12 protein-coding genes and 2 rRNA genes are annotated in these 16,675 nt (G+C 61.5%); 9 read left to right on the forward strand and 5 right to left on the reverse strand.

Annotated elements, in window-relative coordinates:
* Both BM193_RS24760 and rrf read left to right on the forward strand, forming a co-directional pair.
* Positions 1 to 173, forward strand: a 23S ribosomal RNA gene (locus BM193_RS24760); the annotation flags it as partial.
* 137 nt (positions 174 to 310) lie between these two features.
* Positions 311 to 423, forward strand: a 5S ribosomal RNA gene (gene rrf, locus BM193_RS24765).
* A gap of 217 nt (positions 424 to 640) precedes the next feature.
* Here the strand turns inward: rrf and BM193_RS24770 are convergent.
* Entirely contained in the window at positions 641 to 1,201 is a 561-nt protein-coding gene (locus tag BM193_RS24770; protein ID WP_092803124.1) for an acyloxyacyl hydrolase, read from the reverse strand.
* A gap of 131 nt (positions 1,202 to 1,332) precedes the next feature.
* On the opposite strand from BM193_RS24770, the gene BM193_RS24775 reads away from it, so the two are divergent.
* Entirely contained in the window at positions 1,333 to 2,235 is a 903-nt protein-coding gene (locus tag BM193_RS24775; protein ID WP_302848138.1) for an NAD(P)-dependent oxidoreductase, read from the forward strand.
* Between the two features lie 7 nt (positions 2,236 to 2,242).
* Here the strand turns inward: BM193_RS24775 and BM193_RS24780 are convergent, their stop codons facing one another.
* Entirely contained in the window at positions 2,243 to 3,436 is a 1,194-nt protein-coding gene (locus BM193_RS24780; RefSeq protein WP_092803067.1) for a M20 aminoacylase family protein, read from the reverse strand.
* A gap of 206 nt (positions 3,437 to 3,642) precedes the next feature.
* Here BM193_RS24780 and BM193_RS24785 point away from each other — a divergent pair, with 206 nt between their 5' ends.
* The 4 genes from BM193_RS24785 (at position 3,643) to BM193_RS24800 (ending at position 10,481) form a co-directional block, all read left to right on the forward strand.
* The gene (locus tag BM193_RS24785) at positions 3,643 to 5,718 is read left to right on the forward strand and encodes a molybdopterin-containing oxidoreductase family protein (protein ID WP_092803064.1); all 2,076 of its coding nucleotides are present in this window, start codon (positions 3,643 to 3,645) and stop codon (positions 5,716 to 5,718) included.
* A 1-nt stretch (position 5,719) separates the two neighbouring features.
* Positions 5,720 to 6,778 (forward strand): aminopeptidase, encoded by a 1,059-nt coding sequence (locus BM193_RS24790; RefSeq protein WP_254786408.1) that lies wholly within the window; start codon positions 5,720 to 5,722, stop codon positions 6,776 to 6,778.
* A gap of 276 nt (positions 6,779 to 7,054) precedes the next feature.
* Positions 7,055 to 8,737, forward strand: a complete 1,683-nt coding sequence (locus tag BM193_RS24795) for a long-chain fatty acid--CoA ligase (protein ID WP_092803061.1) — start codon at positions 7,055 to 7,057, stop codon at positions 8,735 to 8,737.
* A 61-nt stretch (positions 8,738 to 8,798) separates the two neighbouring features.
* On the forward strand, positions 8,799 to 10,481 hold the full coding sequence (locus BM193_RS24800) for a long-chain fatty acid--CoA ligase (protein ID WP_092803058.1): 1,683 nt from the start codon (positions 8,799 to 8,801) through the stop codon (positions 10,479 to 10,481).
* Here BM193_RS24800 and BM193_RS24805 read toward each other — a convergent pair.
* On the reverse strand, positions 10,478 to 11,650 hold the full coding sequence (locus BM193_RS24805) for an acyltransferase family protein (protein ID WP_092803056.1): 1,173 nt from the start codon (positions 11,648 to 11,650) through the stop codon (positions 10,478 to 10,480). The two genes, BM193_RS24800 and BM193_RS24805, sit on opposite strands and share 4 nt — an antisense overlap.
* A gap of 156 nt (positions 11,651 to 11,806) precedes the next feature.
* Between BM193_RS24805 and BM193_RS24810 the strand changes: the two genes are divergently transcribed.
* Entirely contained in the window at positions 11,807 to 12,673 is an 867-nt protein-coding gene (locus BM193_RS24810) for a LytTR family DNA-binding domain-containing protein (RefSeq protein ID WP_092803053.1), read from the forward strand.
* Here the strand turns inward: BM193_RS24810 and BM193_RS24815 are convergent.
* Together BM193_RS24815 and BM193_RS24820 are read right to left on the reverse strand one after the other, a co-directional pair.
* Complete coding sequence (locus tag BM193_RS24815) at positions 12,670 to 14,262, reverse strand: alkaline phosphatase D family protein (RefSeq protein WP_092803050.1); 1,593 nt, start codon at positions 14,260 to 14,262, stop codon at positions 12,670 to 12,672. The genes BM193_RS24810 and BM193_RS24815 overlap by 4 nt on opposite strands.
* A gap of 21 nt (positions 14,263 to 14,283) precedes the next feature.
* Positions 14,284 to 14,724, reverse strand: coding sequence for an acyl-CoA thioesterase (locus BM193_RS24820; protein WP_086138644.1), 441 nt, complete (start codon positions 14,722 to 14,724; stop codon positions 14,284 to 14,286).
* Positions 14,725 to 14,785: 61 nt separating this feature from the next.
* On the opposite strand from BM193_RS24820, the gene BM193_RS24825 reads away from it, so the two are divergent.
* Positions 14,786 to 16,636, forward strand: a complete 1,851-nt coding sequence (locus BM193_RS24825; protein WP_092803118.1) for an ABCB family ABC transporter ATP-binding protein/permease — start codon at positions 14,786 to 14,788, stop codon at positions 16,634 to 16,636.
* Positions 16,637 to 16,675 lie beyond the last annotated feature (39 nt).

Below are 16,675 nucleotides of genomic sequence, written 5' to 3' on the forward strand. Positions count from 1 at the left end.
GGAAGAGATAACCGCTGAAAGCATCTAAGCGGGAAACTTGCCTTGAGATGAGATTTCCCAGAGCCTTGAGCTCTTTGAAGGGTCGTTCGAGACCAGGACGTTGATAGGCTGGGTGTGGAAGTGCAGTAATGCATTAAGCTAACCAGTACTAATTGCCCGTACGGCTTGTCCCTATAACCTTAGCAGGTACAGAGGATAAGACAGTACAACGTTGCGTGTGTGTTGATACCATTCATTACCCCCAATCTTTGCTTCTTCCAGATTCATGGCCTTGTTGCTCAACTGAGAACAAGCGTCATTACAAGTTATGCCTGATGACCATAGCAAGTTGGTCCCACCCCTTCCCATCCCGAACAGGACCGTGAAACAACTTTGCGCCGATGATAGTGCTGCAACCAGTGTGAAAGTAGGTTATCGTCAGGCTTGTTATTCGCAGTAAGAGAAAAACCCGATCAGCAATGGTCGGGTTTTTTTTCGTCTGGTGATTTGTCGGGGCCACCCAACGGCAAAGGCTGGGGGCAGACCCCCATGGGCGAGCGCGCAAGCCCCTGCGTTTGCGGCATGGAGGGGCTGACCCCGGCTGTTCAGCAGCCGAAAAAAAAGCACCGCTAGGCGGTGCTTGTGCTGATTCGCTGGCCCATTAGAAATGGTAAGCGACTTTGACGTTCATGTAATTGACGCCGCTATTCGGTTTCTTGTAGCCGCCGTTCGAGAAATGCTGGATCTTCGCAGCGACTTCCCATTTGTTATTGAAGATATAGCCGACGCCGATGTGGTCGCCGAACTGGAAGTGCGTCGACAAACGGTTATCATCGTTATCGTACAGTTTCGACAGCATGTGCACGCCAATGCCGCCTTCCGCATAAAAGCCCAGCTTGTTCGTATTTTCAAAGCGGAATACAGGCGTAAAGCCCAGATCCCACAGTTTTTGATGCTGGCCAGGGACATTGCGATAACTCTTGCCATCCCAGCCGCCGATGCTGGCATCCCAGTAACCGCTCAGTTGCGTGCCATTCGATACAAACCAGGCTTTATCCCAGTTTGAGGTGACGCCCGCGCGCACCATTTGCACCTTCACCCCTTTGGCATACTCGCCGTAGACGGAGTCGATCAGTTTGTCGTCCGCTGCGAAGGCCGAGTGGCTGGCCAGCAATGCGGCGGCAAGCGCCAGGGATTTTAATACTTGATTCTGATAGGACATATCTTCTTTCATCGTAAAATTAGCCAACGGTATACGCACTAGCCATCGGTAGTGCGCGGCTGATTGTAGTGGAATTGCCGAACATAGAACCAATTCTTACAATAACTTAATTTTTGGCAATAGGAGCTGCAGTGACATTCTCTACAAAGATCGCCTTCCTTGGTATAGGCCTGATGGGCGACCCGATGGCGCGCCGTTTGCTGCAAGCTGGGTATTTTGTCACAGTTTGGAATCGCACGCTAAGCAAGGCCCATGTATTGAAAACGGTGGGTGCACGGGTCGCCACCACATTACCTGAGGCCGTCTTCGACGCGGATATCGTGATCTCGATGCTGGAAGCCGGCCCCGTTGTCGCACAGCTCATCGCCGATGCCTTGCCCGCATTAAAGGCCAATGCCATCTGGGTCGACATGAGTTCCACCCAGCAAGCTGAGGCGTTGCAATTCCACGTCCGGCTGTCGAATGCTGGCCACGGTTTCATTGACGCGCCCGTATCAGGCGGCGTCGGCGGGGCTCAGGCGGGCACCCTGGCCATCATGGCCGGCGCCAGCGCCAAGGATTACGCCCGCGTGGAACCGATATTGTCGGCAATGGGACGCCCGACCCTCGTGGGACCTGCCGGCAGCGGCCAGGTGGCCAAACTGTGCAATCAATTGATCGTGGGCGGGACCTTGAATATCGTCGCCGAGGCCTTGCTGCTGGCCCAGGCCGCCGGTGCCGACGCGGCGGCCGTGCGCGCGGCGATCCGCGGTGGCTTTGCCGAGAGCAAGATTTTGGACGTGCATGGCCAGCGCATGCTGGAGCGGAACTTTGTGGCCGGTGGCCAGGTGAAGAGCCAGATCAAGGACATGCACAATATCCTCGCGGCCGCCGAGGCGGCGCACGTCACCTTGCCGGTGACGCAGCTGGTGACGCAGCGCTATGAAAGCATCGCCGGGACGTATCCGACGGCGGACCACGCGGCTGCCTTGCTGGCCCTGGAAGCGCTGAATCCGGGCCGGCGCCTGGGTGACGGCCCGGACCAGCTCAGTTGACTTCCGGTTAAGCGGAGGGCAGGCTGGCCTCTGCCAGCTTGACCCAGAAACTGGCGCCGATCGGCAGCAGATTGTCGTTGAAGTCGTAGCTGCCGTTGTGCAAGACGCACGGCCCCAGGCCATGGCCGCCGTCGCGGTGATCGCCATCGCCATTGCCGATGAAAATATAGCAGCCGGCCTTTTCTTGCAGGAAAAAGGCGAAGTCTTCCGCACCCATGGTCGGTTCGACGTTGGCGTTGACCTTGTCGGCGCCCACCACGCTCTTCATAACTTCCACAGCAAACGCCGTTTCCTTCGCATGGTTGACCAGCGGCGGATAGTTGCGCTTGAAATGAAACTCGACTTCCGCGCCAAAGGCGGCGGCCGTGTGCACGGCGATGTCGCGCATGCGCTCTTCGATCAAGTCCAGCACGGGCGTCGTGAAGGTGCGCACGGTGCCGACCAGGCTGGCGTCGTCGGGAATCACATTGGTGGCGCTGCCCGCGTGGATTTGCGTGATCGACAGCACGGCTGTATCGAGCGGGCTCTTGTTGCGCGTGATGACGGTTTGCCAGCTTTGCGCGATCTGCACGGCCACCATCACGGGATCGATGCCCTTGTGGGGCTGGGCCGCATGCGCGCCCTTGCCTTTGACGGTGACGTGGAATTCATTGCTGGAAGCCATCATCGGGCCTTCCACCACGCTCAGCGTGCCCGTTTCCGCGCCTGGCCAGTTGTGCATGCCGTAGATGGCATCCATGGGAAAGCGTGTGAACAGGCCATCCGCTATCATTTCACGCGCGCCGGCGCCGCCTTCTTCGGCCGGCTGGAACACCAGGTACACGGTACCGTCGAAATGGCGGTGCTGCGACAGGTAATGGGCGGCACCGAGCAGCATGGCAGTGTGGCCATCATGGCCGCAGGCGTGCATCTTGCCTGGATGGCGCGAGGCGTGCTCGAAAGTATTCATTTCCTGCATGGGCAAGGCATCCATGTCGGCGCGCAAGCCGATGGCGCGCTGCGATGTGCCATTCTGGATGATGCCGACCACGCCAGTGCGGCCCAGGCCGCGTACCACGGGAATGCCCCATTCCGTCAGTTTGGCGGCGACCACGTCCGAGGTGCGCTGTTCTTCGTAGCACAGCTCGGGATGCGCGTGCAGGTCGCGGCGTATGCCTTGCAGCTCGGATTGAAACGCCAAGATGGGATCAACTAGTTTCATCGGACTCTCCTGTGGATGCTGGCGCGCAGCCATGTAGGGCGCGCCGGACCGCCCATGTTTGATCAAAAACAGGTGCGGCTAATGATGCATTGTAGCCCTTGTTCGCCGGGTAAATCCAGCGCACGGCCGAGCTTGCCCTGCCAGCAACAGCAAGCAGGCGGAATGGTTTACAGTATCGCCTTCCGCCACCGTTTTCTGGATGACCCATGACCACCACCCAAGTGCGGGCCGCCTGCCCGCTCGATTGCCCCGATACGTGTGCCCTGCTGGTCACGGTGACCGATGGGGTCGCCACGGCGGTCAAGGGCGATCCCGACCATCCGACCACGGCGGGCGTGCTGTGCACCAAGGTCTCGCGCTTCACGGAGCGCACCTACCATGCGGACCGCTTGCTGACCCCGCTGCGCCGCGTGGGCAAGAAGGGCGAAGGCAAGTTCGAGCGCATCAGCTGGGATGAGGCGCTGGCGACCATCGCGGCCCGCTTGAAACCGATCGCCGCGCGCGATCCGCAGGCGATCTTGCCATACAGCTACTGCGGCACCATGGGCCTGGTGCAGGGCGAATCGATGTCCTCGCGTTTTTTCAACCAGCTGGGTGCGTCCCTGCTGGACCGCACCATCTGCGCCTCGGCCGGCGCCACGGGCTACCGCTACACGGTGGGCGCCAGCATCGGCACGGACCTGGAGCAGTTCCAGAACGCGAAATTGATCATCATCTGGGGCGGCAATCCGATCGCTTCGAATTTGCACTTCTGGATGCGCGCGCAGGAAGCCAAGCGCAATGGCGCGACCCTGATCGCCATCGATCCCTACCGCTCGCTGACGGCCGAGAAATGCCATCAGCACATCGCCTTGCTGCCCGGTACCGATGCGGCCCTGGCGCTGGGCCTGATGCATGTCTTGATCACGGAAGAGCTGGTCGACCATGACTATATTGCGCAGTACACCATAGGTTATGCTGAACTGAAACAGCGGGCCCTGGAATGGCCGCCCGAGCGCGTGGCCGAAGTGTGCGGTATCACGTCCGCGGAAGTGGTGGCGCTGGCGTGCCTGTATGGCCAGACCTGCCGCAACGGCGACGGCGCAGCCATCCGCGCCAACTACGGCGTGCAGCGCGTGCATGGCGGCGGCATGGCCGTGCGTAATATCGCCTGCCTGCCGGCCCTGACGGGCGCCTGGCGCCATGCGGCCGGCGGCATGCAGCTGTCGAGCTCGGGTTCTTTCCCCATCAACCGCAAGGCCTTGCAGCGTCCCGATTTGCTCAAAGGCACGCCGCGCACGATCAACATGAGCACCATCGGCGATGATTTATTGAAAGCCAGCTCGCCCGCGTTCGGTCCGCAAGTGGAAGCCGTGATCGTCTACAACGCGAATCCGCTTGCGGTGGCGCCCGACTCCTCGAAAGTGGCGCAAGGTTTTGCCCGCGAGGATTTGTTTACCGTCGTGCTCGAGCACTTCCAGACGGACACCGTCGACTACGCCGACATCGTGCTGCCCGCCACCACGCAGCTGGAACACGTCGATGCGCATGCCACCTACGGCCATCTGTACATGATGGCGAACAACGCGGCCGTGGCGCCGCTGGGCGAAGCGAAGGCGAATACGGAAATCTTCCGCCTGCTGGCGCAGCACATGGGCTTTGACGATCCGTGCTTCCAGGAAAGCGACGACGCGCTGGCTGCACAGGCATTCGACAACAAGGATGCGCGCGCCGTGCATTTCGACTGGGAATCGCTGAAACGCACGGGCTGGCAAAAACTGGCCATGCCCGATGCGCCGTTCGCCACGGGCGGCTTTCCCACGCCATCGGGCAAGTGCGAGTTGTATTCCAGCGCCATGGCGCAGGCGGGACTCGACCCCTTGCCCGCGTATATTGCACCGTATGAATCGCAGGCCAGCAATCCCACCCTGGCGGCGCGCTTCCCGCTGGCGATGATTTCCCCGCCGGCGCGCAATTTCTTGAATTCCACTTTTGTGAACGTGAAAAGCCTGCGCGCGGCCGAGGGCGAGCCGCACCTCGATATCCATCCTGACGATTGCGCCGCGCGCGGCATCGCGGCCGGCGACATGGTGCGCATCTTCAATGACCGCGGCAGCTTCGTGGCCAAGGCCAGGGTCACGGACAAGGCCCGTCCTGGCCTGGTGGTGGGCCTGTCCGTGTGGTGGAAGAAACTCGCCAGCGACGGCAAGAACGCCAATGAAGTGACCAGCCAGCGCCTGACGGACATGGGCCGCGCGCCGACCTTCTACGACACGCTGGTCGAAGTGGAAAAGGTTGCCTGACGTGACGTCCCCGGTGCGCTGGCCCGCCCGCCTGCTTGTCGGCACCTTGTGCCTGCTGCTGGGCGGCTGCACGCAGTTGCGCTACTACACGCAGGCGGCGCAGGGGCAATATGCCTTGTGGTCGGGCGCGCGTCCCGTCGATGACTGGTTGAATGACCCGGCCACGGAGCCGCGCCTGAAGGTGCGCCTGGCCAAGGCGCAGCAGATCCGCCGCTTCGCCGTCAGCGAGCTGGACTTGCCCGACAATGGCAGCTACAAGAACTATGCCTCGCTGCACCGTCCCTACGTGCTGTGGAACGTGGTGGCCACGCCGGAACTGTCGCTGCAGCCCCTGCAATGGTGTTTCCCCATCGCCGGCTGCGTGAATTACCGCGGCTATTACAGCAAGGATGAGGCGCTGGCCTATGCCGAGGAGTTGCGCGCCCAGCACTACGACGTGCAAGTGGGCGGCGTGCCCGCGTATTCCACCCTGGGCTGGTTCGACGATCCCTTGCTGTCCACCTTTATCAATTACAACGATGCGGAACTGGCCCGCCTGATCTTTCACGAACTGGCGCATCAGGTCGTGTACGTGCCCGGCGATTCGGCCTTCAATGAATCGTTTGCCAGCGCCGTGGAAGAAGCGGGCGTGCAGCGCTGGCTGGCGCGCGAGGGCAATGAGGCGATGCGCGCGGCCTACGCCCAGTACGCGGCACGGCGCCAGGATTTCCTCGCCCTGCTGCTGCATTACCGGGGCGAACTGGACGCCGTGTATGCCAGCGACGCCAGCGATGCGGACAAGCGCGCGCGCAAGGCGCAGGTGTTTGCCGCGCTGAAAGCAGCGTATCAGGTACTCAAGCAAAACTGGGGTGGTTTCGCCGGTTATGACCGCTGGTTCGAGCAGCCGTTGAGCAATGCGCACCTGGCGTCCGTGTCCACTTACAATGAATTTTTGCCTGCCTTCAAAAAATTGCTGGAAGAAAAAAAGAACTTTCGTGCTTTTTATGCTGCAGTGCACACAATGGCTCAGATCAAGAAGCCTGAGCGCAGGCGCGTGCTGGAACAATTGTCCAGCCCCTGACCCGTAAAGTTTGTCCCGTACACCGGGGCGAGCGATCCTGCAACAGCGTATTTATCATGTTGCGATGCAGCATAAAATGCCCCTAGAGTTGCCGCTCGAATACTGTTGAAAGCGCTTGCATGGAAGCGCGGCGACCGATAGCATCGCGTTAGTAGCATAGAGCAATTGCTCGTCAGAATGCTCAAACTGACTGCCGGACGACAGAATCCGCAGCAATGATCCGTGCCGGCAAGGTGCGTCGGCTCCCCCACGATTATTCGAGACAAGAGGCACAGGATGGAAAAAATTTGGCTGAAGTCGTATCCTCCCGGCGTCCCCGCCGACATCGATCCTGATCAATATCGTTCGCTGGTGCATTTGCTGGAAGAAGCGTTTCAAAAATATGCGGACCGCAATGCGTATGTCTGCATGGACAAATTTCTCACCTACGCCGAACTCGATACCTATTCGCGCCAGCTGGGCGCCTGGCTGCAAAGCCGTGGCTTGAAGAAGGGCGCGCGCGTCGCCCTGATGATGCCCAATGTGCTGCAGTATCCGGTCGCCATCGCCGCCGTGCTGCGTGCCGGCTACACGGTGGTCAACGTCAACCCTTTATATACGCCGCGCGAACTGGAACACCAGCTCAACGACTCGGGCAGCGAAGCCATCATCGTGCTGGAAAACTTCGCCCATACCCTGGAGCAAGTGCTGAGCAAGACGGCCGTCAAGCACATCATCGTTGCCAGCATGGGCGAAATGCTGGGCGGCTTGAAAGGCATGATCGTCAATTTTGTCGTGCGCAACGTCAAGAAGATGGTGCCCGCGTATTCCTTGCCGAATGCCATGCGCTTCAAGCAAGCCTTGTCGCTGGGCGGCCGCATGAAGCTCACGCCCGTCGAGCTGAGCATCACCGATCCCGCTTTCCTGCAATACACGGGCGGCACCACGGGCGTGTCGAAGGGCGCCACGCTGAGCCACCGCAACGTGATCGCCAACGTGCTGCAGGGCGAAGCATGGTCGGGCGCGGCGCTGGACCAGAACAGCAAGGAACAGCTGATCGTCGTGTGCGCCTTGCCGCTGTACCATATCTTTGCCCTGACGGCGTGCGCGCTGTGGGGCACGCGCGTGGGCGCCTTGAATGTCCTGATTCCGAATCCGCGCGATATCCCGGGCCTGATCAAGGAGCTGGGCAAATACAAATTCAATCTGTTGCCAGCGGTAAATACCCTGTATAACGCGCTGGTCAATCACCCCGATTTCGCCAAGCTGGATTTCTCGGGCCTGAAGATCGCCAATGGCGGCGGCATGGCAGTGCAGCAAGCCGTCAACGACAAGTGGCTGCAAGTGACGGGCGTGTCCATCATCGAAGGCTATGGCCTGTCGGAAACGTCGCCCGTCGCCACCTGCAACCGCGCCGACAGCACGGCGTTTTCCGGCACCATCGGCTTGCCCGTGCCATCGACCGATATCGCCATCCTCGATGACGACGGCAAGGAGGTGCCGCTGGGACAAACGGGCGAGATCGCCATCCGCGGCCCGCAAGTGATGAGCGGCTACTGGAACCGTCCCGATGAAACGGCCAAGGTCATGACACCGGACGGTTATTTCAAGTCGGGCGACGTGGGCATCATGGATGAACGCGGCTACGTGAAGATCGTCGATCGCAAGAAAGACATGATTCTCGTCTCCGGCTTCAATGTGTATCCGAACGAGGTCGAGGCCGTCATCGCGGCCCATCCGGGCGTGCTCGAGTGCGCCTGCGTGGGGGTGCCGGACGAACATTCGGGTGAAGCCGTGAAAGTGTTTATCGTGCGCAAGGATCCGAACCTGACAACGGAAACATTGATGGCGTATTGCAAGGAACAATTCACGGGCTACAAGCGGCCGAAATATATCGAGTTCCGTGATGAACTGCCGAAGACCAATGTCGGCAAGATTTTGCGTCGCGCCCTGCGTGACGAAACGAAGATAGCAGCATAAACAGTGCAGGGTGCGCGCACCAGGCTGCGCACCCTTTCATACAGATAAAGATGAGGCATAGATGGACAAGATTTGGTTGAAGTCGTACCCGGACAGCGTTCCCGCAGAGATTGACTGCACGCAATACCGTTCTGTCACGCATTTGCTGGAAGAGTCGTTCCAGAAGTATGCGGACCGCAACGCTTTCGTGTGCATGGATAAATTCCTCACCTACCGCGAGCTCGACCAGCTGTCGCGGCAGATGGGCGCTTGGCTGCAAAGCCGTGGCTTGAAGACGGGCGCACGCGTGGCGATCATGCTGCCGAACGTGCTGCAATATCCGGTGGCCATGGCGGCGATCTTGCGTGCCGGCTACACGGTGGTCAACGTCAATCCGCTGTACACGCCGCGCGAACTGCAGCATCAGCTGATCGATTCAGGCAGCGAAGCGATCATCGTGCTGGAAAACTTCGCCACGACGGTCGAGCAGGTGTTGCCGCACACGCAGGTCAAGCATGTGATCGTTGCCAGCATGGGCGACATGCTGGGCGGTTTGAAGGGGGCTATCGTCAACTTCGTCGTGCGCAAGATCAAGAAAATGGTGCCCGCGTTTTCCTTGCCAAGCGCCATCAGTTTCAACAAGGTGCTGGCCGAAGGCGCGCGCCTGACCCTGACACCCGTGCAGCAGGGGCATGACGACATCGTCTTCCTGCAATACACGGGCGGCACGACGGGCGTGTCGAAAGGCGCCATGTTGTTGCACCGTAACGTGATCGCCAACGTGCTGCAAAACGAGGCGTGGATGTCGCCCGTGATGACGCCTGAAATGCGCGCCACCTCGATGGGCTTCATGTGCGCGCTGCCCCTGTATCACATCTATTCGCTGACGGTCAGCGCCCTGATGGGCATGCGCCTGGGCGGCATGAGCGTGCTGATCCCGAACCCGCGCGACATTCCCGGCTTCGTCAAGGAGCTGGCCAAGCACAAGATCGTTGTCTTCCCGGCCGTCAATACCTTGTACAACGCGCTGCTGAACAATGCGGACTTCGCCAAGCTCGATTTCTCCAGCTACAAGGTGTGCAATGGCGGCGGCATGGCCTTGCAGCGCAGTGTCGCCGAACGCTGGCTGAAACTCACGGGTTGCCCGCTGATCGAAGGCTATGGCATGTCGGAAACGTCGCCCGTGGTGACGGGCAACCGCGTCGATATCACGGAATTCACGGGTACCATCGGCTTGCCTTTCCCGTCGACCGAGGTGGCGATCCTGAACGACGACGGCGTCGAAGTGCCGCTGGGCGAACCGGGCGAAATCGCCGTACGTGGCCCGCAAGTCATGGCCGGCTACTGGCAGCGTCCGGACGAGACGGCCAAGTCGATGACGGCCGACGGCTTCTTCAAGACGGGCGACGTGGGCATCATGGACGAGCGCGGCTATGTGAAGATCGTCGACCGCAAGAAAGACATGATCATCGTTTCCGGCTTCAATGTCTATCCGAACGAGGTGGAAGACGTGGTCGCTTCGTGCCCTGGCGTGCTGGAATGCGCATGCATCGGCGTGCCGGACGCCAACTCCGGCGAAGCCGTGAAGGTGTTTGTCGTGCGCAAGGATCCGAACTTGACGGTGGAACAGATCCGCGAGCATTGCAAGCATGAACTGACGGCATATAAGAAACCGAAATACATCGAGTTCCGCGACGAATTGCCGAAAACCAACGTCGGCAAGATCTTGCGCCGTCAGTTACGCGACGAAAAGAAAGTCGCTTAATTCGCCGGCAAGGCCGTGCCCCCCGCCAAGACTTTCCTCGGCTGGGCGGGCAAGCCGAAGCAGGGACGCAGCCAGTGGACCTTGCTGATCACCAGCGAGGTGCCCAGCCAGCAGATGGCCACCGTGCCGGTCAGGATCAGCAAGGGTTCGAGCACCGGGCCCAGTCGCAGCGGCACCAGCCAATAGGCCAGCACAATGATGGCGCTCTGGTGCAAGATGTACCAGGGAAAGACCGCCTGGCGCGCCCATGGCAGCCAGGTAAAAGGTTGATTCAGCAAGGTGTGCGCCCAGCCCAGGATGGCGCAAATGGCCAGCCACATGTACAGGTTGCGCATGGGCCAGGAGCCGGCCGACGCCCAGGTCAGCAAATTCTCCGAATAGATCTGATCGAACACCATGTACACGGCAAACGCAGCCAGGCCCAGCCACAGTGCATGCCAGCGCAGGCGCGCCAGTTCCGCCCACAGCCCCTTGTCATTGCCCAGCCACCAGCCATACACGAACATCGTGAAATACATGGCGTGTGCATACCAGTCGCGCACCACCGCATGGGTTTCCGGATAGCGCAGCTTCAGGAAGACCATGGCCGCCAGGGCGGGCAGGGCCGGCAAGACCAGCAAACGCCATCCGCGCAGGCGCAGGAACAGGGGACGCAGGGCCCCCAGCAGCGGTTGCACCGCCACCAGGACGATGGTGTATAGCAGCAAGTACACGAGGTACCACAGATGGTTCCAGGTAAAACCATATTGCCAGCCATCGAAGGCGCCCGCCGGCCAGGCATAACCGCCAAAGTAATGCAGCAGAAACTGCCCATAGCCAGGCTCGACCAGGCCCTTGCTGACGCCTTCGCAGTAGGGCTGGATGGGAATGATGACGGCCATGCCGAACAGCAGTGGCAGCAGCAGGCGCTTGAGCCGGCGCCACAGGAAGGCGCCGCGTGTGTGCTGCGTCATCATGGCGCACGAGACGCCGGAAACGAGGAAGACGATTTCCATGCGCCAGCGGTTGAGGAAGACCAGCGGCATGTTCAAGGCATCGGTGGCGTAGCTGCTGTGCAGATGAAAATTCCAGCCATCCATGTACACCAGGGCGGTGTGATAGACAATCAGCAGGCTGAAGACGAGAAAGCGCAGGGCGTCGATATCGTGACGGCGGGAAGCTAGGCTCATGATGGGTGAGGGTAGGGTGAAGGAAGGCCCAGCATAGGCAGCGGCGGGCCTGGCTGCCAGCGAAATGGGACCAGCGGACGGCTGGCTGGGACAAATGGCCGGCCCGGGACGGGCGTGGGACGTTACAATCATGCAACTAATCCACCCTTTGAATCCATGCACGTTTCTTCCACCGACCTGTTGCAACGTTATCAACGCTGGCGCCGCGTGGCCGAGCCGGGATTCTGGATCGTGCTGTATCTGCTGCAGGCCGGCGTGAACAGCTGGCTGGTGTGGCTGGACCTGCGGCGCGCCGGGCTCGCCACGCCGTTCTGGGAAGTGGCGGTGTGGGAGTGGAGCAGCAACCTGGTCTTGCTGGCGCTGGTGCCCGTGGTGATCGTGGCGGGCCAGGTCCGGCCCCTGCACCTGGTGTTCCAGCGGCAAAACCTGCGCTGGCACCTGGCCGCCTCGGTCGTGTACAGCCTGGTGCACGTGGCGGCCATGGTGGCCTTGCGCAAGCTGGCGTACTGGAGCCAGGGCGGCCACTACGATTTCGGCGCCTGGTGGCGCGAACTGCCGTATGAATATGTGAAAGATGTGCGCGCTTACTTCCTCGTCCTGCTGGTCGTGGGCTTTTACCAGTTGCTGCTGATGCGCTGGCAAGGCGAGGCGACTTTGCTGGGTGAACCGGACGAAGGGCCGGCCGTGGAACCGGTGGAGCAGCCCGAGCGCTTCCTGGTACGCAAGCTGGGCAAGGATTTCCTGCTGCCGGCCGCCGACATCGAATGGATACAGGCCTGGGGCAATTATGTGAATCTGCACGTGCGCGGCCACGACTACCCGCTGCGCTCGACCATGGCCGCCATCGAGCGCCGCCTGGACGGCAGGCGCTACGTGCGCGTGCACCGCAGCTACATCGTCAACCTGGACTTTGTGCGGAGCATCGTGCCGCTGGAATCGGGCGATGCGCGCGCCGTGCTGGCCACGGGCGGTGAAGTGCCCGTCAGCCGGCGCTACCGCGATGCCTTGAAAAGCATTTGCTAGCCTGGCTGCACGCCAGCCTTGCCGTCCTGCACGGTAAAGCTGGCCAGTGTCGCGATGGGGGACGCGCTGTCGCGCACATTCTCCAGGCCCTGGAACAGGGTCGTCGTTTTCTCTGGCGTGATTTCCAGCAGCATGTAGCCGCGCTTGTCGCTGCGGCCGTAGCGGATGTGCGGGTTCATCGCCACGTACTCGGCCGTGCGCGCCTGCGGGCGTGAACTCGAGGTGATGGACGTGCCGCAAAATTCCGTGGCCAGCACGGGATTGTCCTTGCTGGCGGGGCGCATGGCATTGCGGCTCAATTCGGTCGCATAAAACGTGTGCACGTCGCCCGACAGCACCAGGGGATTGCTGGCCTGGCTGCTTTGCACGGCGTCGAGCAGGCGCTGGCGCGCCAGCGGATAGCCATCCCAGCCGTCTGTCCAGATGCGCTCGTCACCTGGCCGCAGGATGGGCACCTGGCTCGATTGCGCCATCAGGGTTTGCTGGGCCAGGATATTCCAGCGCGCGGGGGACTTGTCGAGACCGTCCTGCAGCCAGCGCTGCTGTTCCTCGCCCAGCATCGTGCGCTGCGGCTGCAGCAGGTCGGGACAGTGGCGCGTGGTGACGGAGTTCGAGCCGCCGCGGCCCGGTTTGGCACACGCGTGGTGGGCGCGGTATTGCCGGTCGTCCAGCACGTGGAAGCGCGCCAGGCGGCCCCAGTCGTAGCGCTGGTAGATGCGCATGTCGACAAAGCCCCGTCGCCCCAGCGGCAGCAGGCGCAGCGGCATGTGCTCATAAAACGCCTGGTAGGCGGCCGCGCGGCGCGCAAGGAACGAGGGTGTCAGCAGTTCGTCGCGGTCGTTGGCATAATCGTTGGCCACTTCATGATCGTCCCAGGTGACGATCCACGGCGCGGCCAGGTGCGCGCCCTGCAAGTCCGGGTCGCTCTTGTATTGCGCGTAGCGGGCGCGGTACTCGTCCAGCGTAAAACTTTCATGCGTGCGCGTGGCCCGGCCCGGATGCTGCAGCTGGTACGGTCCCCACTCGTAAATGTAGTCGCCGAGGAAGGCCACCAGGTCGGGCGCGGCCGCCGCGATATGCCGGTGCGCCGCGTAGGCGCCGAATTCCCAGTGCTGGCATGAAGCGACGGCCAGCTTCAGCGAGGCAGGCAAGGTATCGGCGGCGGGCGCCGTGCGCGTGCGGCCCACGGGACTGACGGCGTCGCCAAAGAGAAAACGGTACCAGTACCAGCGTCCGGGCGCCAGGCCGCCCACGTCGACGTGCACGCTGTGCGCCAGGGCCGGCGTGGCCGTCGCCTGCCCCTTGGCGACGATGCGCCGGAACGCCTCGTCATCGGCCACTTCCCAGCGCAGGTTCAGGGCGATGGGCGGCGTGGCGCCGGCCTGCAGCGGGTCGTAGCAGATGCGCGTCCACAGCACCACCGCATCGGGCAGCGGCGAACCGGAGGCGACGCCGAGCGCAAACGGGTACGCCGTGCCGTTCAGGCGCGTGGCGGCACCGGCGCTGGAACCGGACAGCACGGCGCCGGCCGCGGCCAGCGCCGTGATGCGCGCAGCGCTCAGCAAGAAGATGCGGCGCTGGCTATCCATGGTGTGGAGTGATTACGACAATCAAGACGCCAACAAGGTCTCGATCGGCGGCACCTTGCGCGGCTTGCGGTCGGAATCCGTCGCCACGTAGATCAGGGTCGCTTCCGTGACCTTCACGATGCATGCCTGCAGCCGGTTGCGCTCGGCATACACTTCCACGTTGACGGTGATGGATGTATTGCCGACCTTGACAATGTCGGCGTAGAAGGAGAGCAGATCGCCGACGAAGACAGGGTTTTTAAAGACGAAGGAGTTGACGGCGATGGTGGCGACACGGCCGTTGGCGCGCCGCGTGGCCGGCAGGGAACCGGCGATATCGACTTGCGCCATGATCCAGCCGCCGAAGACGTCGCCGTACACATTGGCGTCCGACGGCGCGGGCATCATGCGCAGTTCGGGCATTTTCCCGGCGGGCAGGCCGGAGGCGAGGCAGTTGTCGGGGCGGGCGGGGGAGGTGCTCATCTTTTATTCTCATGAAAGGCTACAATTGCTGCGATTGAACCATAAAAAGCCGACCTTCGCCATGCGCCGTTCCCAGACTCCCCCCCCACCCCGCTCGCCCGCTTCCGCCAGCCACAGCGATTTCGCCACCATCAAGACCTTGCTGCCGTACCTGTGGGTCTACAAATGGCGAGTATTGCTGGCGCTGCTATGCCTGGTGGGCGCCAAGCTGGCCAACGTCGGCGTGCCCCTGATCCTGAAAAAACTCGTCGACGCCATGACCATCACGGCGGCGCATCCGCAAGCGCTGCTGGTGCTGCCCGTCGGCTTGCTGGTGGCCTACGGCTTGCTGCGCCTGTCGACGACCTTGTTTACGGAATTGCGCGAATTCCTGTTCGCCAGGGTGACGCAGCGCGCCGTGCGCACCATCGCCCTGCAAGTGTTCCGCCACCTGCATGCCTTGTCGCTGCGGTTCCACCTGAACCGCCAGACGGGCGGCATGACGCGCGATATCGAACGGGGCACGCGCAGTGTCGGTTCGCTCATTTCCTATACCCTGTTCAACATCTTGCCGACCCTGGTGGAAATCACCCTCGTGCTCGGCTATCTGGTCTTGCATTACGATATCTGGTTCACCGTGATCACGGCGGTGGCACTGGTGTCCTACATCGCGTTTACCGTGCTGGTGACGAACTGGCGCACGCATTTCCGCCGCACCATGAACGACCTCGATTCGAAGGCGAATACCAAGGCCATCGATTCGCTGATCAACTATGAAACCGTAAAATATTTCGGCAACGAGGATTACGAAGCCAAGCGTTATGACGAGGGCTTGCAGCGCTATGAATCGGCCGCCGTCAAATCGCAGACTTCCCTGTCCCTGCTCAATACGGGCCAGTCGCTGATCATCGCCACGGCCGTCACCTTGATCCTGTGGCGCGCCACCGTGGGCGTGATCGCCGGCACGATGACCCTGGGCGACCTGGTGCTGGTGAACGCGTTCATGATCCAGCTGTATATTCCCCTCAATTTCCTGGGGGTGATCTACCGCGAAATCAAGCAAAGCCTGGCCGACATGGAGCGATTGTTTTCCCTGCTGAACGAAAACCGCGAAATCGCCGATACGCCGGACGCCAAACCGCTCGTCACGCGGGGCGCGGCCGTGCGTTTTGCGCACGTGGATTTCAGCTATGAAGCCAAGCGGCAAATCCTGTTCGACGTGGATTTCCAGATACCCGCCGGCACTACCACGGCCGTGGTGGGGCATAGCGGCTCGGGCAAGTCGACCCTGTCGCGTTTGCTGTTCCGCTTCTATGAAGTCGATGGCGGCGGCATCACCATCGATGGCCAGGACTTGCGGGCAATCACGCAGGATTCCCTGCGTGCGGCCATCGGCATCGTGCCGCAGGATACGGTGCTGTTCAACGACACCATCGAATACAACATCGCCTACGGCAAGCCGGGCGCCAGTAAGGACGCCATCGTGGCGGCGGCCAAGGCCGCGTCGATCCATGACTTTATTGAAAGCTTGCCGGATGGTTATAACTCCATGGTGGGCGAGCGGGGCTTGAAACTGTCGGGCGGCGAAAAGCAGCGCGTGGCCATCGCCCGCACCCTGCTGAAAGATCCGGCCATCCTGATCTTCGACGAAGCCACGTCGGCGCTCGATTCGAAGGCCGAGCAGGCCATCCAGTCGCAGCTGAAGGAAATCGCCAAGAACCGCACCACTTTGGTGATTGCGCACCGGCTGTCGACGGTGGCCGACGCCCAGCAAATCCTGGTGCTCGACCATGGCCGCATCGTCGAGCGGGGCACGCATCCGCAACTGCTGGCGGCCGACGGCTTGTACGCGCAGATGTGGCAACGCCAGCAGGCAAACATGGATGACGAGGCGCAAGAGGACGCCTTGGCGGGCTTGGCGCCGGCAAAATAAATCGGCAAGGGGAAATCAGTAGGAAAAATGCTACAGGCA

The organism is Janthinobacterium sp. 344 (genome assembly GCF_900112025.1).
Lineage (GTDB): Bacteria > Pseudomonadota > Gammaproteobacteria > Burkholderiales > Burkholderiaceae_D > Janthinobacterium.